The organism is Paracoccus sp. 22332 (assembly GCF_052045125.1).
In the GTDB taxonomy this organism is placed as follows: domain Bacteria; phylum Pseudomonadota; class Alphaproteobacteria; order Rhodobacterales; family Rhodobacteraceae; genus Paracoccus; species Paracoccus haematequi_A.
The window spans coordinates 29,354-49,947 of sequence record NZ_JBQEOI010000003.1 but is presented as its reverse complement, the minus strand read 5'-3'; the positions used below and the strand labels follow the sequence as shown (position 1 = coordinate 49,947).

Sequence of the window (20,594 nt, the reverse complement as noted above, 5' to 3'; positions counted from 1 at the left end):
TCCATGCGGCTGTCGCCCCCGGCCGTGCTGTTCGCCCTGATCGGAGGCGCGGGGCTGGCCCTGCCGCTGGTCCAGTTCAAGGCGAACCGGATCGTGCCGGGCGAAGGGATCGGGCTGGCCGACCTGCCCCAGGGCTGGGGGGCGGCCGTCCTGTCGGGCGCGATCCTGGCCGCAGCCTGCTGGGCGCGGTGGTCCGCAGCGATAAGGATGGCGGCGGCGGTTTCGGGACTGGTCGCGGTCACCCTGTCGCTGGGCGTCGGGGCAAGCCAGTTGACGCCCGAGGGCAACAGCCTGACGCGGGTTTCGCCGTCCTCGGGCTTCTGGCTGCTGCTGCTGGCCTTCGGGTTGATGCTGGCCGATGCGGTGAACCGGCTGCGCCCGTCCCTGTCGTTGCGGTGGCTGCTGCTGGCGGGGGCGATGGTGCTGGCGGCGGGGATGCTGACCTCGGGGCTGCTGGACGGGGTGTCGGTGATGCGCGAATATGCCAGCCGCCGCGACCTGTTCCTGCGCGAGGCGCAGGCCCATCTGGCCCTCGCCTTCGGATCGCTGGGCCTGGCGCTGCTGGCGGGCGTTCCGGCGGGCATCGCGATCTTTCAGGCGCCGCGTTGGCGCGGGCCGGTGCTGGGGGTGCTGAATATCCTGCAAACCATCCCGTCGCTGGCGCTGTTCGGCATCATGATCCCGGTCCTGGGCTGGGTCGCGGCGACCCTGCCCGGCGCGGCCTGGGCCGGAGTATCGGGCATCGGCACCTTTCCCGCGCTTGTGGCGCTGTTCCTGTATTCGCTGCTGCCGGTCGTGTCGAACACGCTGTCCGGGCTGTCGGGCGTGCCCGCAGCGGTCCGCGATGCCGCCTTGGGCCTGGGCATGACGCGGATGCAGGTGCTGGCGCAGGTTCTGGTGCCGCTGGCCCTGCCGGTGCTGCTGGCGGCGGTGCGGATCGTGCTGGTCCAGAACATCGGCCTGGCGGTGATCGCCGGGCTGATCGGCGGCGGCGGCTTCGGCACCTTCGTCTTTCAGGGGCTGAACCAGACGGCCATGGATCTGGTCCTGCTGGGCGCGCTGCCCACCATCGCCCTGGCGCTTGTCGCCGGGATTGCGCTTGACCTGCTGGTCCAGGGCGCGCGCAAGGGGGCCGCATGATCCAGATCCGCAACCTGACGCGTCTCTATGATGGCGTGGCGGTGGTCAAGGATGTCAGCCTGACGGTGGAAACCGGGCAGTTGGCGGTGCTGGTCGGCACCTCGGGGTCGGGCAAGACGACGCTGCTGCGGATGATCAACCGGCTGGTGGCGCCGTCGGCGGGACAGGTGCTGATCGACGGGGTGGATACCGCCACGCTGGCCCCGCACCTGCTGCGCCGCCGGATCGGCTATGCCATCCAGGGCCACGGGCTGTTCCCGCATCGCACGGTCGCCCAGAACATCGCCACCGTGCCCCGCCTGCTGGGCTGGCCGCGTGCCCAGACTGCCGCCCGCGTGGACGAACTGCTGGACCTGTTCCAGCTGGACCCGGCGCTGTTCCGGGACCGGATGCCCCATCAGCTGTCCGGCGGACAGGCCCAGCGGGTGGGTGTGGCCCGCGCGCTTGCCGCCAAACCCGACCTGCTGCTGATGGACGAGCCGTTCGGCGCGCTGGATCCGCTGATCCGGGCCAAGGCCCAGGACGACCTGCGCCTGATCCAGCGCAGGCTGGGCACCACGCTGATCCTTGTCACCCATGACATGCGCGAGGCCGTGGATCTGGCCGACCGCATCGCGGTCATGGACGGCGGCCGGCTGCTGCAATACGACCGGCCCGAACGGATCCTGACCGACCCGGCCACGCCCTTCGTGGCCGACCTGATCGGCCCCTCGGACCGGGCGCTGCGGCTTCTGTCGCTGGTGCGGGTGGCCGAGATCGCCGCGCCGGGCCACGCCAGCGGCCCGCCCATCCCGCCCGAATCCAGCCTGCGCGACGCCCTGGCCGAATGCTTGTGGAGCGGTCGGGACGCCCTGCCCGTCCGGGGCGGCGGGGTCGTGACGCTGGACGCCCTGCGCGCGCGGGCCGGGCGGCGATGACCGGGCGAATCCTGCCGGTTCTGGCGGGGCTGGCGCTGCTGGCCTTCCTGACTGCGCCCACGGCCTTCGCGCCGCTGTTCCGGCCCTTCACCCGCAACGACGCGCCCGCGATCTATACCCAGACCAGCCTGCTGTCGCTGACCCTGTCGCATCTGGCCATCGTCGCCCTGGCCGTCGCGGCCTCGACGCTGGTGGGCGTGACACTGGCGATCCTTGTGACCCGCCCGGCGGGGCGAGAGTTCCTGCCCCTGGCGCGCACGGTGACGGCGGTCGGCCAGACCTTTCCGCCGGTCGCGGTGCTGGCCCTGGCGGTGCCGGTTCTGGGCTTCGGCAGCGGGCCGACGCTGGTGGCGCTGTTCCTTTATGGCCTGCTGCCGGTGTTCGAGAACGCCTTGGCCGGGCTGACCGGCCAGCCCCCGCCCGTGGCCGAGGCCGCGCGGGCCATGGGCCTGACACCGACCCAGCGGCTGTGGCAGATCGACCTGCCGCTGGCGCTGCCCTTGCTGCTGGCGGGGATGCGGCTGACGGCGGTGATTTCGCTGGGAACGGCGACCATCGGATCGACGGTGGCCGCGCGCACCCTGGGCGAGGTGATCATCGCCGGGCTGCTGTCTTCGAACACCGCCTTCGTGCTGCAAGGCGGGCTGGTGGTCGGCATCCTGGCGGTTCTGATCCACCACGGCTTCCAGGCGGCCGAACGTCGGGTCCGGGGGCGGATGGGGCTGGCCTGACCCGCGCGCGCCGTCAGATCGCCACCGGCAGAACGTGCCAGATGTCGTTCATGTAGCCCCGGATGGTGCGGTCCGACGAAAAGAACCCCGCCCGCGCGATGTTCAGGCAGGCCATCCGGTCCCAGGCCGCGCTGTCGCGATAGGCGGCGTCGATCCGGCGCTGCGTGGCGAAATAATCGTCGAAATCGCTGGCGACCAGGAAGGGATCGTCGTTCCAGGTCCGGTCCAGCAGCGTGTAATAGGATTCCGCCCGCCCGAACCGGCCTTCCGAAATCAGGTGCAGCGCGTCCCTCAGGTCCCGGCTTTTCTCGATCGCGCGGCGGGCATGGCCGGGGCTTGCGGCCTCGGCCGCGGCCTGGTCGGCCTTCAGCCCGAACAGGAAGAAGTTCTCGGGCCCCACCAGATCGCGGATCTCCACGTTCGCCCCGTCCAGCGTGCCGATGGTCAGTGCGCCGTTCAGGGTGAACTTCATGTTGCCCGTCCCCGAGGCCTCTTTCCCCGCTGTGCTGATCTGTTCCGACAGGTCTGCCGCCGGGATCAGATCCTCGGCCATGGACACGTTGTAGTTCGGCGGATAGGCGATTTGCAGGTATCGCGCGGTGACCGGATCGTTGTTGATGGTCGCGGCCACGTCGTTGATCAGGTGGATCACCGATTTCGCCAGCCAGTATCCGGGCGCCGCCTTACCGCCGAAGATCTTGACGCGCGGGGTCCAGTCGCCGTTCGGATCGTCGTGGATGCGCTGCCACAGGGCGATGGCCTCCAGGATGTTCAACAACTGGCGCTTGTATTCGTGGATGCGCTTGACCTGGATGTCGAAGATCGCCTCTGGGTCGGCCTTGACGCCCAGATCGGCCAGCAGGCCGTTCGACAGCCAGACCTTGTTGGCGCGCTTGACTTGGCCAAGCGCCTTGCGAAAGCCCGCGTCCCCGGCATGGGGTTCAAGGCCGCGCAGCTGGTCCAGATCGGTGGTCCAGCCTTCGCCGATGGTGTCGTCCAGAAGCCGCGCCAAGCCCGGATTGGACATGCGCATCCAGCGGCGCGGGGTGACGCCGTTCGTCTGGTTCACGATCCGGTCGGGATGCAGCCGGTGCAGGTCGGCGAATACCGTGTCCTTGACCAATTCGGTATGCAGCGCGGACACGCCGTTCACCTTGCCGGCCATGATGAAGGCCAGTTCGCCCATCCGCACCTGGTCGTGCTGGACGATGCCCACCTGCGGCGGGCGGGCTGTCGTCTTGCGGTGGTCGTCGTCGATCATCTGGATGATCTGCATGTGGCGCGGCAGCACGCCGCCCATCAGCCAGGTGGACCAGCGTTCCAGCGCCTCGGGCATGAGGGTGTGGTTGGTATAGTTCAGCGTGCCCCGCGCCAGGTCGCGGGCCTGGTCGAAGGGCAGCCCGTGGTCGTCCATCAGCAGCCGCATCAGTTCCGGCCCGGCGATGGCGGGATGGGTGTCGTTCAGCTGCATCGCCACCTTGTCGGGCAGCAGCCGCAGGTCGCCGTGTTCCTGCATGAAGCGGCGCAGGATGTCCTGCAAGGATGCCGAGGTCAGGAAATATTCCTGCTTCAGCCGCAGTTCCTTGCCCGATTCGGTGGTGTCGTCGGGATAAAGGACGCGCGACAGGGTGCGGGCCAAGGCCTCGGGTTCGGCCGCCGCCGTGTGGTCGCCCGCGTTGAAGCGGTGCAGATCCAGCAGCGTGGTCGGATGCGCGCCCCACAGCCGCAGCGTGTTGGCCCAGTTGCCGCCCCAGCCGATCACCGGCGTGTCATAGGCCCGCGCGATCACGCTTTCGCCCGGACGCCAGACGGCGCGGCCATCGACGGTTTCGACATGGCCCTTGAAGCCCACGGTATAGCTGTAATCGACCTTGACGAATTCCCAGGGGTGGGGCTGGTTCAGCCAGTCCTCGGGTGTCTCGACCTGCTGGCCGCCTTCGAAACGCTGCCGGAACAACCCGTGTTCGTAACGGATGCCATAGCCGAAGGCCGGGCATTGCAAGGATGACAGCGATTCCATGAAGCAGGCCGCCAGCCGTCCCAGCCCGCCATTGCCCAGTGCCGCGTCGGGTTCGTTGTCCAGGATCTGCTGCTGGTCCAGGCCCAACATCCGCAGCGCCTCGGCCATCGGCTTTTCCAGCCGCAGGTTGATGATCGCGTCGCCCAGCATTCGCCCGATCAGGAATTCCATCGACAGATAGCAGACCCGCTTGGCCCCCTGGTCCCGCGCGGCGCGGAAGGCATCGACCCAGGTGCCCGCCATCAGGTCGCGCACGGTATAGCTGACGGCCATCCGCCAGTCGAAGGGCGTTGCGAATTCCGCCCCGCGCCCCTGGCTGTGGGTCAGGTGATGAAGGATCTGGTCGTGCAGGGCCTGGGCCGAGGGGACATTCTGCAAATCAAGCCTCGTAGCGGGGGGAATCGGGGGCTGCCGTCGAACGGCCAGATTACCGCCCAAGGGTTGATTTTTGTTGCCAGCTTTGCGGGCCGATGGAAAGGGCCGCGCCGGATTTATGACGCGGCGATGCCGGTCCTGCCTGCGATCCGGTCAGTCGCCGCCCAGATCGCACAGCACGAAGGCCGCCACGCTTTCCGCCTCGATCCGTTCGACCGGGCCTGCGGGGGCGTCGGGCTGGCGGTCGCGCGCGCTGTCCAGACGCCTGCGCCAATGTCCGCCCTGGGTGGGATCGGGCAGGCGCACCGGCGTTTCGGAGCCGTTGTTGAACACGACGAAGATCGCGCCCGGCAGCGCCGCATAGGCCGGGGTGCCCGATGCCATGCGCATCTCGGCCGCCAGCAGGCGCAGGCCGGGATCTGCCCAATCCTCGGGCGTCATGGGGGCGCCGTCGGCGCGGCGCCAGAACAGGTCGGGCAGCCCGTCCTGTTCTCGGGGCTGGCTGTGCAGAAAGCGGCGCTGGCGCAGGATCGGATGCGCCTTGCGAAAGGCGATCGCCTGGCGGCAGAACTCCAGGAAATCCGGATCCGCGCCCTGCCAGTCCACCCAGCCCAAGGGGTTGTCCTGGCAATAGGCGTTGTTGTTGCCCCCCTGGGAATTGCCCAGCTCGTCCCCGGCCAGGATCATCGGCGTGCCCTGGCTCAGCATCAGCGTGGCGAACAGGGCGCGGCGGCGGCGGTCGCGGCGCGCGCGGATGGCCGGATCGCCCGACGGGCCTTCCACGCCCATGTTGTCGGACAGGTTGTGGTCGTGGCCGTCGCGGTTGCCTTCGCGATTCGCCTGATTGTGCTTGTGGTTGTAGCTGACGGTATCCATCAGCGTAAAACCGTCATGGGCGGCGATGAAGTTCACCCCAGAGGTGGCCGCCCGGCCGTCATGGTCGAAACGCGCCGCCGATCCGGCGATGCGCTTGGCCAGCTTGCCGACCATGCCCGGATCGCCGCGCCAGAAGCCGCGCACCTGGTCGCGATAGCGGTCGTTCCATTCGCAGAACGGCGCCGGATAGTTGCCCAGTTGATAGCCGTCCGGCCCCAGGTCCCAGGGTTCCGCGATCAGCTTGACGCGGTTCAGGACCGGATCCTGCCGGATCGCCCGGAACAGCGGCGCGTCGCGGTCGAACACCCCGCGCGTGCGGCCCAACACCGAACACAGGTCGAAGCGGAAGCCGTCGACATGCATCGCCTCGACCCAGTAACGCAAGCTGTCCATCACCAGCCGCAGCGCGAAGGGATTGTCGAGGTTCAGGACATTGCCCGTCCCCGCGTCGTTGACGTAAAAGCGCCGGTCCTCGGCCAGCCGGTAATAGGCGGCGTTGTCGAGGCCGCGAAAGCTCAGCGTCGGGCCAAGTTCGTTTCCCTCGGCGGTGTGGTTGTAGACCACGTCCAGGATCACCTCGATCCCGGCCTGGTGGAAGCGGGCGATCATCTGCTGGAATTCGGCGATGTCGCCGTCGCGCATATAACGCGGCTCGGGCGCGAAGAAGCCATAGGACATATAGCCCCAGTAATTCGTCAGCCCCCGGTCCGTCAGAAAGCGGTCGTCGGCGAAGGCATGGACCGGCAGCAATTCCACCGTCGTGACGCCCAGCCGGTTCAGGTGGTCCAGGATCGGATCCGAGGCCATCGCCAGATAGCTGCCGGGCCGGTCCACGCCCGGATGCAGCATGGTCAGGCCCTTCACATGCGCCTCGTAAATGACGGTTTCGGTCAGCGGGCGGCGAGGGGGGCGGTCGTCGCCCCAACTGAAGGCGGGGTCCACGACCACGCAGCGCGGCATGTGGGCGGCGCTGTCGCGGCGGTCGAAGGACAAGTCGGCATCCGCGTGCCCGGCCCGGTATCCGAACAAAGCGTCATGGGGGCGCGGACTGCCGGTCAGGCGCTTCGCATAGGGGTCGATCAGCAGCTTGTTGGGATTGAAGCGATGGCCGTCCCTGGGGCGATAGGGTCCGAGCACGCGGTATCCGTATCGCTGGCCCGGCGCCAGGCCGGCGATATATCCGTGCCAGACATGGCCCTCGCGCTCGGGCAGGGGGATGCGGGTTTCCCGGTCCTGGTCGTCGAACAGGCACAGGTCCACCCGGTCCGCATGCTGCGAGAAGATGGCGAAATTGACGCCCGCCCCGTCGAAGCAGGCGCCAAGCGGGAAAGGATGTCCCGCCGTGATCGGATCAGTCATCGTTGCGTCGCAAGCCCTGCATAAAGCGCGGCATAGGCCCGTGCCGACTGATCCCAGCCGACCGGATGCGCCATCGCGTTCGCCACCAGCCGGGACCACGTTTCGGCGTCCTTGTAAAGCAGGCACAGCCTGGCCAGCGCGCCGCGCAGCGCATCCGCCGTCACCGGAGAGAACTGGATCCCCGTGGCCACCCCCCGCGCCAGTGCGGCGGGCGAGGCGTTGATGACGGTATCGGCCAGCCCCCCCGTCAGGCCCACGACCGGCACCGTGCCATAGCGCAGCCCGTACATCTGCGTCAGCCCGCAGGGTTCGAACCGCGAGGGCACCAGGATCGCGTCGGCTCCGGCGATCAGCCGATGCGACAACGCCTCGTCATAGCCGATGCGGACGGCGACATGGGGATTGTGTTCGGCCAGCGCGCGAAAGGCGTATTCCAGCCCCGGATCGCCCGATCCCAACAGCGCCAGCTGCCCGCCATGGTCCAACAGCGCGGGCAGGGCCTCGGGCACCAGGTCCAGGCCCTTCTGATGGGTCATCCGCGACACGATCACGCAAAGCGGTCCATCCGCATCGGGCAGGCCCATCTCGGCCCGCAGGGCGGCCTTGTTCGCGGCCTTGCCCGCCAGGCTGTCATAGGGCTGGATCGCGGGATCCGTGGCGGGATTCCAGGCGTCGGTGTCGATGCCGTTCAGGATCCCCGTCAGCGCCTCGCGCCGGTATCGCATCACCCCGTCCAGGCCCATGCCGTATTCGGGGTTCATCAGCTCCTCGGCATAGGTCGGCGACACGGTGGTCAGCGCCTCGGCCCCCATCAGCCCTGCCTTCAGCGCGGAAATGCCGCCATAGAATTCATAGCCGTCGACCGTGAAGCGACCCGGATCCAGGCGCAGCGAATGCATCCGCCCGGCATCGGTGCTGCCGGTGAAGGCGATATTGTGGATGGTCAGCACCGTGGCCGGGCCGCCGCCCATCTGGCGCAGGTATTCGGTGACGAAGCCCGCCTGCCAGTCATGGCCGTGCAGCACCTGCGGATGCCAGCCGCCCGCGCCATGCACCCCAAGATGCGCCCCCACCCAGGACAAAGCGGCAAAACGTTCCGGATTGTCCGGCCAGTCGCGGCCGTCCGGGCCAAGGTAAGGGTTTCCCGGCCGGGCGAACAGATGGGGTGCGTCGATCATCAGCAGATCCAGCCCCGCCGCCTGCCCCGCCATCACGCGGGCCGGCGCGCCGAACAGGTCGTCGAAATGCGCCACCTCGGCCCCGTCCTGCAAGGCGGCCGTCACCGCCGGATAGCCCGGCAGCAGGGTGCGCATCTGGACCCCCTGTGCGCGCAGGGCGGCGGGCAGCGCGCCCGCCACATCGGCCAGCCCGCCGGTCTTGACCAGCGGCGCGCATTCGGACGCGATCGACAGAACCCGCATCACAGGCCCTCCTTCACAGACTGGCCGCCCGGCGGTCCAGCATGTCCTGGGTGATCAGGGTGATGCCGCCGTCGCTGACGCGGAACCAGCGGGCGTCCTCGGCGGGAACCTCGCCCACCACCAGACCCTCGGGGATGACGACGCCCCGGTCGATCACCGCGCGGGTCAGCCGGGCGCGCCGCTGCACCGTCACATAGGGCAGCGCCACCACATGATCCAGTTGCGCATAGCTGTTGGTATGGACCTGCGTGAACAGCAGCGAATTGCGGATCTCGGTCCCCGAGATGATGCAGCCCCCCGAGACCATCGACGACACGGCGATGCCGCGCCGGTCCTTTTCGTCATGGATGAACTTGGCGGGCGGCACGCTTTCGGAATAGGTCCAGATCGGCCATTCGCGGTCCCACAGGTTCAGTTCCGGCGTGAAATCGGTCAGGTCGATATTGGCCTGCCAGAAGGCGTCCACCGTGCCCACGTCCTTCCAGTATGCGGGCGCGCCCGGATCGCGCACGCAAGAGGTATCGAAGCGGTGCGCCATCGCCTTGCCGTTCCTGACGATGGCGGGAATCAGGTCGTGGCCGAAATCATGGCTGGAATTCGGATCCTCGGCATCCTTTTGCAGCAGGTCGCGCAGGAACGGCCAGTTGAACACATAGATCCCCATCGACGCCAGGGCGCTGTCGGGATCGTCGGGCATCCCCGGCGGATCGGCGGGCTTTTCCAGGAACGAGGTGATGCGCCCCGCATCGTCCACCGCCATCACGCCGAAGGCCGTGGCCTCCATCCGGGGAACGGTCAGGCAGCCGATGGTCACGTCCGCGCCGCTTTCGCAATGTTCGCGCAGCATGATCTCGTAATCCATCTTGTAGATATGGTCCCCCGCCAGGATGATGATGTAGTCGACATCATAGCTGTCCACGATGTCGATGTTCTGGGCCACCGCGTCGGCGGTGCCGCGATACCACATGGATTCGTCGTATCGCTGGCTGGCGGGCAGGATGTCCATGAATTCGTTGCGTTCCGCGCGAAAGAAGTTCCAGCCGCGCTGCACATGCCGGATCAGGCTGTGGGCCTTGTACTGGGTGGCGATGGCGATCTTGCGGATGCCGGAATTCATGGCGTTCGACAGCGCGAAGTCGATGATGCGGGTCTTGCCGCCGAAATAGACGGCGGGCTTGACGCGGCGGTCGGTCAGTTCCCGCAACCGGCTGCCCCGTCCCCCGGCCAGCACGAAGGCCATCGCGCGGCGGGTCAATCGTTTCTCGGCCATTCAAACATCCTCCCCATGTTCGTCCTTGCCCGCGACGAAGATCACCACCGACAGGGGCGGCAGCATCACCGCCATGGACGCGGGCTGCCCGTCCTGCGGCGCTTCGGTGGCCGTCACTCCTCCAAGATTGCCCTTGCCGCTGCCGCCATAGATCGCCGCGTCGGTGTTGATCGCCTCGCGCCAGGGTCCGGGCTGCGGGACGCCGATGCGGAAATCGGCGCGCGGCACGGGCGTGAAGTTGCAGGCGACCACAACCGGCGGATCGCCGGGATCGCCGCGCCGGATCCAGACATAGGTCGATTGCGCCGCATCCGTCGCGACCCACTGGAAACCGTCGGGATCGGCATCCTTGCGGTAAAGCGCGGGCGTGTCGCGATAAAGCCGGTTCAGGTCGCGCACCAGGGCCTGCACGCCCTGATGCCGGGCTTCGGCGGCGGCGGGCCAGTTCAGTTCGCCGTTATGGTTCCACTCCTCGGGCTGGGCGAACTCGCAGCCCATGAACAGCAGCTTCTTGCCCGGATGGCCCCACATGAAGCCGTAATAGGCCCGCAGATTCGCGAACTGCTGCCATTCGTCGCCCGGCATCTTGCGCAGCATGGATCCCTTGCCGTGGACCACCTCGTCATGGCTGATCGGCAGGATGAAGTTTTCCGAAAACGCATACATCAGCCCGAAGGTCATCAGGTCGTGGTGATAGCGCCGATGGACGGGATCGCGGCTCATATAGCGCAGCGTGTCGTTCATCCAGCCCATGTTCCACTTGAACCCGAAGCCCAGGCCCCCCGCGTCCACGGGGGCCGAAACCTTGGGGAATGACGTGCTTTCCTCGGCCACGGTCATGATGCCGGGCGATTCCGCATAGGCCGCGACGTTCATGGCCTTCAGGAAATCGATGGCCTCCAGGTTCTCGCGCCCGCCATGCTTGTTGGGGATCCATTGACCCTCGCGCCGGGAATAGTCGCGATACAGCATCGATGCCACCGCATCCACGCGCAGTCCGTCGATATGGTATTCCTCCAGCCAATACAGCGCGTTGGCGATCAGGTAATTGCGGACCTCGGTCCGGCCATAGTTGTAGATCAGGGTGTTCCAGTCCTGGTGGAACCCTTCGCGCGGATCGGCATGTTCGTAAAGCGCGGTCCCGTCGAAACGGGCCAGCCCATGCGCATCGGTCGGGAAATGGCCGGGCACCCAGTCCAGCAGCACGCCCAGGCCCGCCTCATGCGCGGATTCGACCAGGTCGCGGAATTCGTGCGGCGGGCCGAAGCGGATGGTGGGCGCATAAAGCCCGACCGGCTGGTATCCCCAGGATCCGTCGAAGGGAAATTCGCTGACCGGCAGCAGTTCCAGATGCGTGAAGCCCATGTCGCGGGCATAGGCCACCAGATCGCGCGCCAGTTCCTTGTAGGACAGGGGCCGCCCGCCCTGATCCAGGCGGCGGCGCCAGGATCCCAGATGCACCTCATAGATGCTGATCGGCGCCCGGCGGTCCTGCGCCTGGACCCGCCCCTCCATCCAGGCCGCGTCCTTCCAGCCATAGCCGGAAATATCGCGCACGACGCTGGCCTTTTCCGGCGGATGCTGGCTGCCGAAGCCCACCGGGTCGGCCTTCATCAGCAACCCGCCATCGGCGCCCAGGATCTCGTATTTGTACAGCGCGCCTTCCGCCACGCCGGGCAGGAAAATCTCCCACACGCCGCTGCCGCCGACCCGGCGCATGGGATGGCGCCGCCCGTCCCAGGCGTTGAACGGTCCCACCACCGACACGCGCCGCGCATTCGGCGCCCAGACCGCGAAATGCGTTCCCGCGACGCCTTCATGGGTGATGACATGCGCGCCAAGCGCCTGCCACAGGCGCCGATGCGTCCCCTCGCCCAGCAGGTGCAGGTCGATGTCCCCCAGCACGGGGGCGAAGCGGTAAGGATCTTCGAAAACCCATTCCACCCCGCCTGCCGACCGCGCCTTCAGCCGATAGGCCCCGCCCACCCGGCCCCGGAACAGGTCGCCCGACACCCGCTCCAGCGGGATCTCGCCCGCTTCGGTCATGGCGGACAGGGCGGCGATGTCGGGATGAAGGACGGTCAGCCAGCCGTCATGCGGTCCCAGGATGTCGAACGGCCGGTCGCAGCGCCCGCCGGACAGGGCGGCGATGTCGTCGTTCGTCAGGCGCAAGCGTTCCGGCGTCTGTCCCATGCACCCACCTTAACCGGCCCATCACTCGGGGCAATCCGTCTCATAACGCGGAAACCGCCTTTCCGGTGCCACCGTCATCGTGTTCTATCGGCCCAAGACCGAACGGACAGGAGACCCTTATGACCGAATGGTGGCGCGACGCGGTGATCTATCAGATCTATCCCCGCAGCTTTCAGGACAGCGACGGGAACGGCATCGGCGACCTGCCCGGCATCACCCGGCGGCTGGATCACGTCGCCTCGCTGGGGGTGGACGCGATCTGGCTGTCGCCGATCTTCACCAGCCCGATGAAGGACATGGGCTACGATGTCAGCGACTACTGCGACATCGACCCGCTGTTCGGCACGCTGGCCGATTTCGACGCGCTTGTGGCCCGCGCGCATGAGCTGGGGCTGAAGGTCATCATCGACCAGGTGATCAGCCATTCCAGCGACCGCCACCCCTGGTTCGCGGAAAGCCGCCGGTCGCGCGACAACGACAAGTCCGACTGGTATGTCTGGGCCGACCCGAACCCCGACGGCACGCCGCCCAACAACTGGCCCTCGGTCTTCGGCGGCCCTGCCTGGGAATGGGAGCCACGGCGGAGACAATACTACCTGCACAACTTCCTGATCGAACAGCCCGACCTGAACCTGTGGAACCGCGACGTGCAGGACGCGCTTCTGGACACGATGCGCTTCTGGCTGGAACGCGGCGTGGACGGGTTCCGGCTGGATACGGTGAACTATTACTTCCACGACGCCCGGCTGCGCGACAACCCGCCCAATCCCGACCATGCCGGGCCGGACACCTATAACCTGCAACGCCACATCTATTCCAAGAACCGCCCGGAAAACATTCCCTTCCTGAAGCGGATGCGCAAGTTGACCGACGAATACGACGCCCGCATGATGGTGGGCGAGGTGGGCGACGGCGGCGACACCTCGATCCGCATCATGGCCGAATACACGGCGGGCAGCGACCGGCTGCACATGTGCTACAGCTTCGAGATGCTCAGCCCGCAATTCTCCGCCCGGCATTTCCGCCACACGATCGAGGGCGTCCATAACGGCGCGCCTGACAGCCATGCCTGCTGGTCCTTTTCCAACCACGACGTGTTCCGCCACGTCACCCGCTGGCTGCCCCATGCCGAATCGCCCGAAGCCATCGCCCGGCAGGCGGCGGCGATGCTGCTGTCCTTCCCCGGCACCATCTGTCTCTATCAGGGCGAGGAACTGGGCCAGACGGAAACCGACCTTTCCTATGACGAACTGACCGACCCCCCGGCCCTGCGCTTCTGGCCCGAGGTCAGGGGCCGCGACGGCTGCCGCACGCCGATGGTCTGGGACGACAGCGCCCATGCCGGGTTTTCCGACGCCCGGCCCTGGCTGCCGGTCAAGGAACCCCAGGCCGCGCGCCATGTGGCGGGCCAGCAGGCCGACAATGACAGCGTGCTGTCGGCCTATCGCGCGACCATCGCCTTTCGCAAGGCCCAGCCGCCGCTGCGGGTGGGCGAGACGTCGTTCCTGGACCTGCCCGAACCGCTGCTGGCCTTCCATCGCGGCGACGGCGGGCAGGCGCTGACCTGCGTGTTCAACCTGTCCAAGACCCCGGCGACGCTGACGCTGTCGGACAAGGCGGACCTGACCGGCCCCTCGCACGCCACCCTGTCGGGCCGGGTGCTGAGCCTGCCGCCCAACGGCTTTGCCTGGCTTGACCGCGCGGTCGGCCTGCTGGCCTGACCTCAGCCTGGATCGCGGCGCAGGAACAACTCATAGGCCAGATAAAGACCGGCGGCGCCCGACAGAAGCGCCCAGAAGGGGTTGCCGGTCCAGATCTCGACCCCCGCCCAGGCCAGCGGCACGAAGACACACAGGATCCGCACCCAGAGGGATCGGAAAAACGGCGCGTTCGGATCGACCAGCATCTCAACGGCTCCTGCTTTGGACTTCAAATATCCCACGGGGGTCCGGGGGTGTGAAACCCCCGGCCTTTCACAACCCCTCCAGCCAGGGCGGCGCCCCGGCAAAGGCATCCGCCACATGGTCGACAAAGGCGCGGGTCTTGCGCGGCATCGGCCGGACCGGCGGCCAGACCACGCTGATCGGCAGGGGCCGCTGCGGCAGGCCGGGCAGCAGCCGCACCAGACGCCCGTCGCGCAGCGCGTCGTGGACGATGAACATCGGCAGCAGCGCAAGCCCCAGCCCGCCCACCGCCATGTCGCGGATCGCATCGCCGTTGTTCGCGGTGATCCGCCCCAGCGGCGGCGGCGCGAGGCCGTCGAAGGGCCAGATGTCGCCCAGCCGGGCGTTCAGATACCCGATCGCGCGGTGCCGAGCCAGTTCGGCGGGCGCGCGGATCGGGCCATGCACGCCCAGATAATCGGGACTGGCCACCAGGACGCGCGGATCCTCGCAGACGCGGCGGGCCATCAGGCTGCTGTCCTTCAACTCGCCGATGCGCAGACCCGCGTCGAAACCCGCCCGGCCCAGATCGGCCAGCTGGTCGTCGTAATCCAGCACGATCTCCAGCCCCGGATGGGCGCGGGCGAAACCGGCGATCACCGGGCCAAGATGGCGGATGCCAAAGCTCATCGGCGCGGCGATGGCCAGCCGTCCGCGCAGATCGGCCTGGGCGCCCACGCTTTCGGTGGCTGCGATCAGTTCGGCCAGCGCCGGGCGCAGCCGCTCGGCCAGGGTCAGGGCGGTGTCGGTGGGCGCGATGCGGCCCGCGTTGCGGACGAACAGGGCCACGCCCAGGGCGGCCTCGAAATCGCTGATGCGCTTGCTGACCACGGATTTCGACAGATCGGCCCGTGCGGCGGCGGCCGAGATGCTGCCCGCGTCCAGCACGGACAGGAAGGTCTGGATGTCGCTGATCGACCAGTTCATCCCGCAACCATAGCCGCCGCCCGCCCGTTCGCAAGAAGCGAACGCCGCTTTGCGCAGGGGGCGGCTGTTCCGAACGGGACCACCGCGCCATATTGGCGTCGACCAAGGACAAGGAACCGCATCATGCAACTGACCGGCATCCATCACCTGACCGCCATCACCGCCGACGCGCCCGGCAACAACCGCTTCTATACCGAAACGCTGGGCCTGCGCCGGGTGAAGAAGACCGTGAACCAGGACGACACCTCGGCCTATCACCTGTTCTTCGCGGATGGCGCGGGCACGCCCGGCACCGACATCACCTTCTTCGACTGGCCCGCCGCCCGCGAACGGCGCGGCACCCATTCGATCAGCCGGACCGGGCTGCGGGTGGCGGAAGCCAGCCTGGAGTTCTGGGCCGCGCGCCTGGCCGACCTGGGCGTGTCGACCGGCAGGGTGGCCGCGCTGGACGGCCGCGCCAGCCTGGATGTCGAGGATCCCGAAGGCCAGCGCCTGCGCCTGGTCGCCGCCCCCGATCCGGCGGGCCAGCCCTGGGACCGAAGCCCGGTTCCGGCAGAACACCAGATCCGGGGCCTGGGGCCGGTCACCATCTCGGTCCCCGACCTGGCTCCGACCGAGGCCGTGCTGACCCAGGCGATGAACATGCGGAAGGTCCGCGACTATCCCAGCCCGGACGGCGAAGGCCAGGTCCATGTCTTCCAGATGGGCGACGGCGGGGCGGCGGCGGAACTGCATGTCGCGGTCCAGCCCGGCCTGCCCGTGGCCCGGCAGGGCGCGGGCGGCGTCCATCACGTCGCCTTCCGGGTTCCCGACCCAGCGGCGCTGACCGAATGGACCGCCCGGCTGCGCGGGTTGCGGGTGCCCAATTCCGGCGAGGTCGAGCGGTATTACTTCCGCTCGCTCTATTTCCGCGAACCGGGCGGCAACCTGTTCGAACTGGCGACCGACGGTCCCGGCTTCGACGTGGACGAACCGCGCGAGACGATGGGCCAGGGCCTGTCGCTGCCTCCCTTCCTCGAGGGTCGCCGAGCGGCCATCGAAGCCGGGCTGAAACCGCTGGACTGACCCCGGCGCCGGGGGCACCCTGCCCCCGGCATCGTCACAGGAGATCCCATCATGACCACCATCCTCGGCCTGTCGGGCAGCCTGCGCCGCGCCTCGCTCAACAGCGGGCTGCTGCGGGCCGCGCGCGACGGGGCGCCCGAAGGCGTCACCATCCGCATCGGCGACATTTCCGGCGTGCCGCTGTATGACGGCGATCTTGAAGCCGCCAACGGCACGCCCCCGGCGGTCGCCGAATTGAACCGCCAGCTTGCGCAGGCCGACGGGCTGCTGCTGGTGACGCCCGAATACAACAACGGCATCCCCGGCGTGTTCAAGAACGTCATCGACTGGATGTCGCGCGGCGACGGCCTGGCGCTGTTCGCGAACAAGCCTGTCGCGGTCATCGGCGCCTCGCCCGGCGGGTTCGGGACCACGCTGGCGCAGGCGCACTGGCTGCCGGTGCTGCGGACCCTGCGGACCCGGCCCTGGTGGGACGGGCGGCTGATGGTGTCGCGCGCGGGCGGGCTGTTCGACGCGGACGGCACCCTGACCGACGACAAGACCCGGCAAATGCTGGCCGATTTCATCGCGGGCTTCGCAGCCAGCCTGAAGACAGGACAGGAAACATCATGACCCCTGCCATCGACCACGTTGCCCTGACGGTGCGCGACCTGCCCGCCATGACGGCTTTCTATCGCGACACCCTTGGCCTGGCGCCGCTGGGCGGCGACGGCGAAACCGCGCGGCTGGGCGCGGGCGGGCGAACGCTGCTGGAACTGCGCGGCGACACCGCCGCCCGGCCCCGCGACCCGCGCCAGGCGGGGCTGTTCCATACCGCCTTCCTGCTGCCCGACCGCGCCGACCTGGCCCGCTGGCTGCGCCACGCCGCCGAAAGCCGCGTCCGCCTGACCGGCGCCAGCGATCACGGCGTCAGCGAGGCGATCTATCTGGACGACCCGGAAGGCAACGGGATCGAGATCTACTGGGACCGCCCGGCGTCGGAATGGCATCGCGACGGCGACCGGATCCAGATGGTCACGCTGCGGCTGGATCTGGACGGGCTGCTGACCCTTGCCGACCGGCCCTGGTCCGGCGCGCCCGACGGCAGCAGCGTCGGCCATGTCCATTTGCAGGTGGGCGACCTGGACCGGGCCGAGGATTTCTTCGCGGGCGATCTGGCGCTGACGCGGACCTTCGACGGGCCGGGTGGGGCCTGGTACGGCTGGAACGGCTATCACCACCACCTGGCCGGGAACGTCTGGAACAGCCGGGGCGCAGGTCCGCGCGACCGGGGCATGACCGGGCTGGCCGAGGTTGCGATCAAGGATCCCGCCCGCGCGGGGCAGGCCATCGCCGATCCGTGGGGAACGCGGTTCCGTTTTGTGTAGGGTGGGGTTTCACCCCACCACGCCCCGGCGAACGGTGGGGTGGAACCCCACCCTACGCCTGTTCCCCCGGCGCGGTGGCGAAGGCATCGGCCCAGTCCGGGTTCCTGGCATAGCGCGCCGCCACATAGGAACACAGCGGCACGATCCGAAAGCCCGTCTTCCGGGCGTCGGCGACCATCGCCTCGACCAGGGCGCCCGCCGCGCCGGTGCCGCGCAGCGCCTCGGGCGCGCCGGTGTGATCGGCGCTGATCCGATCCTGGCCGCGATGGGTGAAGGTCAGTTCGGCCTCGGCGTCGATGCCCGCCACGCGCGCGACATAGCGGCCGTGCCGGGCATCGATGTCTTCTCTGGAAACCGTGATCTCAGCCATCCCGCGCCCCTTTCATCCAATCCGCAGACTCTGCCAGATCGTCGGGCGACAGCTCATGCCCGCCGGCGACAACCCGCGCGTCCAGCGTCGCGCCCTGCGCCGCCAGCCAGTCGTTCAGGCGCGGCGCGTGCGGGCCGTATGGATCGCGCGCCCCGGTCAGGGTCAGCACCGACACGCCGGTCAGGTCGGCCTGCGGCAGATCCTCCAGCACCGCCATCGGCCGCATCAGGATCGCGCGGCGGATCAGGCCGGGATGAAGGCCCATCACGGCGGCGGCGAAATTCGCGCCGTTGCTGTACCCCATCACCGTGATCCGCGCCGGATCCAGGTCATAGGCCGACAGCGCGCCCTGCCAGAAGGCCGCGAAAGCCTCGGCCTCGGCGCGGATGTCGTCCTGGTCGAAGCTGGTCATCGAGGTGCGGCGGAAGAAGCGCGCCACGCCTTCCTCGGCCGAACGGCCACGCACGCCCAGCAGCGTCGCATGGGGGGCGATGCGATGGGCCAGCGGCATCAGGTCGGCCTCGGACCCGCCGGTGCCGTGCAGCAGCACCATGGCCGATCCGTCGGGGGCGTCGGGCTGGCGCAGCCGGTGAACGAAGGGAAGCTCTCTCATCCTTGTCCTTTCCTCGCCCGGCCGGGCGAATTGAGGCAGTCGCAGGGGCAAATCCTCGGTCCCGGCGAAATGCGGCGGGATCATCAGGATCCGCCCCAGGCCGTCCGCATCCTCGTCCACCGCCATGCCCGGTCCGTCGGTCGCAAGCTCGATCAGCGTATCGCCCGGTTCGCGGACGTAAAGCGACACGAAATACTTGCGGTCGTGAACCGTCACATCGCCCGCGTCGCGGGCCTTCAAGGCATCGTGATGGCGCTGCAATGCCGCCGCATCGGGCACCCGCAGCGCCACATGGTCGACGACCCCTGTTCCCGGAATGCCCGGCACGAAGCCCGAGGCGTCGCGGATGTCGATGGCGTCGCTGTCCGACAGCAGCCGCCTCAGCCCGCCCTCGGCCCCGCCGTCGCGATAGCCGAAGGGGCGCAGGAAAGCGGCGGTCCGGTCCGGCACCTCGGACCAGATCGTCACGGCGCGCAGGGCGGCGGGCGCCGCGGGCCAGCCGGTATCGGGCAGGTCGATGCCCACCAGCTTGACGATGATGCCGTCGGGATCCTTCAGCCGCAGCACGGATTCGCCGAATTCGCGGACCGGGCCTTCGATGCGCAGGCCCCGCTGCATGGCGCGGGTCAGCCAGTCGCCGATCCGGGCGCGCGGGATCGCCAGCGCGATTTCCGCCACCCGCCCATGGCCGGTGCGGCCCGGCGCGCCGTCCTGCCAGACCAGGAAGCTGACCAGGCTGCCGGGCGCCCCGGCGGGATCGCCATAGAACAGGTGCAGCTGCTCGGCATCCTCGAACCCCGCCGTCTGCTTGACCAGCGACAGGCCCAGAAAGCCCATCCAGAAATCGACATTCGCCTGAACGTCGCGGGTGATCGCCGTCACATGATGCAGTCCGCTGGTCATCGCCCTTCCCCCAGCTTGGAAAACTTTCGCCCCAAGATGCGGTTCCGCGCGCATCCGCGCCACCGTCCTGCGCACCAACCCGGCGTTCGGTCCCCGCGAACGCCTGCGGGCTTGGCACCCTGCGGCAACCGGACCTATCCTGGGGCGACAGGAGGAACGACATGAGCTGGAACCCCGCCCTGGCCCCAGGCTGTCCCGACCAGATCGGCGCAGACGCCATCGAGACGCTGATCATCCCCCGCGCCCGCGACCTGGGCGGGTTCGAGGTGCGCCGCGCCCTGCCCGCACCGAGGCGCCAGATGGTCGGCCCCTTCATCTTCTTCGACCAGATGGGCCCGGCCGAGTTCCTGACCAATCAGGGCATCGACGTTCGTCCCCATCCGCATATCGGGCTGGGAACCGTGACCTATCTGTATCGCGGCAGCTTCCAGCATCGCGACAGCACCGGGGCGGACCAGGTCATCACGCCCGGCGCGCTGAACTGGATGGTGGCAGGCAAGGGCGTCACCCATTCCGAGCGCAGCCCCGAAGCGGCGCGCCGCGGCCCCAGCAGCCTGTTCGGCATCCAGACCTGGATCGCCCTGCCCGAGACGCACGAGGACATGGCCCCCTCGTTCGAGCATCACGGCCGCGACGCGCTGCCGGTGATCCGCGACGCGGGCATCGACGCCCGGCTGATCCTGGGCCGCGCCTATGGCGAAACCGCGCCCGCGACGATCTATTCCGACACCTTCTATCTGGACGTGACGCTGGATCCGCGCGCGCGCTTTCCGCTGCCCGGCGATCACGAGGATCGCGGCCTCTACGTCACCCAGGGCAGCGTCCGCATCGCCGGGCAGGATTTCGAGTCCGGGCAGATGATGGTGTTCCGCCCCGGCGACGCGATCACCGTGCAGGCGGGCGACCGGGGCGCGCGGCTGATGGCCCTGGGCGGGGCGACGCTGAACGGGCCGCGCCACATCTGGTGGAACTTCGTGGCATCGTCCCGCGACCGCATTGACGAGGCGAAACGCCAATGGCGGGCCGGGCGTTGGGGCACGGGTCTGTTCGACCTGCCGCCCACCGACCGGGCCGAACATATTCCGCTGCCGGAAAGGAACTGAC

General features: G+C 68.5%; 17 protein-coding genes. 8 read left to right on the top strand and 9 right to left on the bottom strand.

Translation table 11 applies throughout. The features are described from left to right. Positions 1-3 precede the first annotated feature (3 nt). The 3 genes from ACTJI6_RS04185 to ACTJI6_RS04175 are packed head-to-tail and all read left to right on the top strand — an operon-like array spanning position 4 to position 2,788. Positions 4-1,140, top strand: coding sequence for an ABC transporter permease (locus tag ACTJI6_RS04185; protein WP_440798113.1), 1,137 nt, complete (start codon positions 4-6; stop codon positions 1,138-1,140). Then, positions 1,137-2,057 (top strand): ABC transporter ATP-binding protein, encoded by a 921-nt coding sequence (locus ACTJI6_RS04180; RefSeq protein ID WP_440798111.1) that lies wholly within the window; start codon positions 1,137-1,139, stop codon positions 2,055-2,057. The genes ACTJI6_RS04185 and ACTJI6_RS04180 overlap by 4 nt, the downstream gene beginning before the upstream one ends. Further along, complete coding sequence (locus tag ACTJI6_RS04175) at positions 2,054-2,788, top strand: ABC transporter permease (protein WP_440798109.1); 735 nt, start codon at positions 2,054-2,056, stop codon at positions 2,786-2,788. Before ACTJI6_RS04180 ends, ACTJI6_RS04175 begins: the two co-directional genes overlap by 4 nt. Positions 2,789-2,801: 13 nt before the next feature. On the opposite strand, the gene ACTJI6_RS04170 is transcribed toward ACTJI6_RS04175, so the two are convergent. The 5 genes from ACTJI6_RS04170 to glgB all read right to left on the bottom strand — a co-directional run bounded on the left by ACTJI6_RS04170 (position 2,802) and on the right by glgB (position 12,302). Next, positions 2,802-5,186, bottom strand: coding sequence for a glycogen/starch/alpha-glucan phosphorylase (locus ACTJI6_RS04170; protein ID WP_440798107.1), 2,385 nt, complete (start codon positions 5,184-5,186; stop codon positions 2,802-2,804). A gap of 150 nt (positions 5,187-5,336) precedes the next feature. After that, positions 5,337-7,418 carry a glycogen debranching protein GlgX gene (glgX, locus tag ACTJI6_RS04165; RefSeq protein ID WP_440798105.1) on the bottom strand — a complete coding sequence of 694 codons (2,082 nt, stop codon included), beginning with the start codon at positions 7,416-7,418 and terminating at the stop codon, positions 5,337-5,339. Then, positions 7,415-8,839, bottom strand: a complete 1,425-nt coding sequence (gene glgA, locus ACTJI6_RS04160) for a glycogen synthase GlgA (protein WP_440798103.1) — start codon at positions 8,837-8,839, stop codon at positions 7,415-7,417. The genes glgX and glgA overlap by 4 nt, the downstream gene beginning before the upstream one ends. Positions 8,840-8,852: 13 nt before the next feature. Continuing rightward, positions 8,853-10,109: a glucose-1-phosphate adenylyltransferase gene (gene glgC, locus ACTJI6_RS04155; protein WP_440798101.1), complete on the bottom strand. Its 1,257-nt coding sequence runs from the start codon at positions 10,107-10,109 to the stop codon at positions 8,853-8,855. Further along, positions 10,110-12,302: a 1,4-alpha-glucan branching protein GlgB gene (glgB, locus tag ACTJI6_RS04150; RefSeq protein WP_440798099.1), complete on the bottom strand. Its 2,193-nt coding sequence runs from the start codon at positions 12,300-12,302 to the stop codon at positions 10,110-10,112. It abuts the gene before it with no gap. A 119-nt stretch (positions 12,303-12,421) separates the two neighbouring features. On the opposite strand from glgB, the gene ACTJI6_RS04145 reads away from it, so the two are divergent. Further along, entirely contained in the window at positions 12,422-14,023 is a 1,602-nt protein-coding gene (locus ACTJI6_RS04145) for an alpha-glucosidase family protein (RefSeq protein ID WP_440798097.1), read from the top strand. Positions 14,024-14,025: 2 nt separating this feature from the next. On the opposite strand, the gene ACTJI6_RS04140 is transcribed toward ACTJI6_RS04145, so the two are convergent. Then, positions 14,026-14,208: a hypothetical protein gene (locus tag ACTJI6_RS04140; RefSeq protein WP_126152617.1), complete on the bottom strand. Its 183-nt coding sequence runs from the start codon at positions 14,206-14,208 to the stop codon at positions 14,026-14,028. 67 nt (positions 14,209-14,275) lie between these two features. After that, complete coding sequence (locus tag ACTJI6_RS04135) at positions 14,276-15,172, bottom strand: LysR family transcriptional regulator (protein ID WP_440798094.1); 897 nt, start codon at positions 15,170-15,172, stop codon at positions 14,276-14,278. 123 nt (positions 15,173-15,295) lie between these two features. Here ACTJI6_RS04135 and ACTJI6_RS04130 point away from each other — a divergent pair, with 123 nt between their 5' ends. The 3 genes from ACTJI6_RS04130 to ACTJI6_RS04120 are packed head-to-tail and all read left to right on the top strand — an operon-like array spanning position 15,296 to position 17,604. Then, positions 15,296-16,237: a ring-cleaving dioxygenase gene (locus tag ACTJI6_RS04130; RefSeq protein WP_440798092.1), complete on the top strand. Its 942-nt coding sequence runs from the start codon at positions 15,296-15,298 to the stop codon at positions 16,235-16,237. 51 nt (positions 16,238-16,288) lie between these two features. Next, positions 16,289-16,849, top strand: coding sequence for an NADPH-dependent FMN reductase (locus ACTJI6_RS04125; RefSeq protein ID WP_440798090.1), 561 nt, complete (start codon positions 16,289-16,291; stop codon positions 16,847-16,849). Continuing rightward, on the top strand, positions 16,846-17,604 hold the full coding sequence (locus ACTJI6_RS04120; protein WP_440798088.1) for a VOC family protein: 759 nt from the start codon (positions 16,846-16,848) through the stop codon (positions 17,602-17,604). Before ACTJI6_RS04125 ends, ACTJI6_RS04120 begins: the two co-directional genes overlap by 4 nt. Before the next feature lie 52 nt (positions 17,605-17,656). Here ACTJI6_RS04120 and ACTJI6_RS04115 read toward each other — a convergent pair whose 3' ends face one another. Further along, on the bottom strand, positions 17,657-17,974 hold the full coding sequence (locus ACTJI6_RS04115; RefSeq protein WP_440798086.1) for a GNAT family N-acetyltransferase: 318 nt from the start codon (positions 17,972-17,974) through the stop codon (positions 17,657-17,659). Next, a complete protein-coding gene (locus tag ACTJI6_RS04110; protein ID WP_440798084.1) occupies positions 17,967-19,490 on the bottom strand; it encodes a VOC family protein in 1,524 nt (507 codons plus the stop codon). Before ACTJI6_RS04110 ends, ACTJI6_RS04115 begins: the two co-directional genes overlap by 8 nt. A gap of 161 nt (positions 19,491-19,651) precedes the next feature. Between ACTJI6_RS04110 and ACTJI6_RS04105 the strand changes: the two genes are divergently transcribed. Then, entirely contained in the window at positions 19,652-20,593 is a 942-nt protein-coding gene (locus tag ACTJI6_RS04105) for a pirin family protein (protein ID WP_440798082.1), read from the top strand. The last annotated feature ends 1 nt before the right edge of the window (position 20,594 follow it).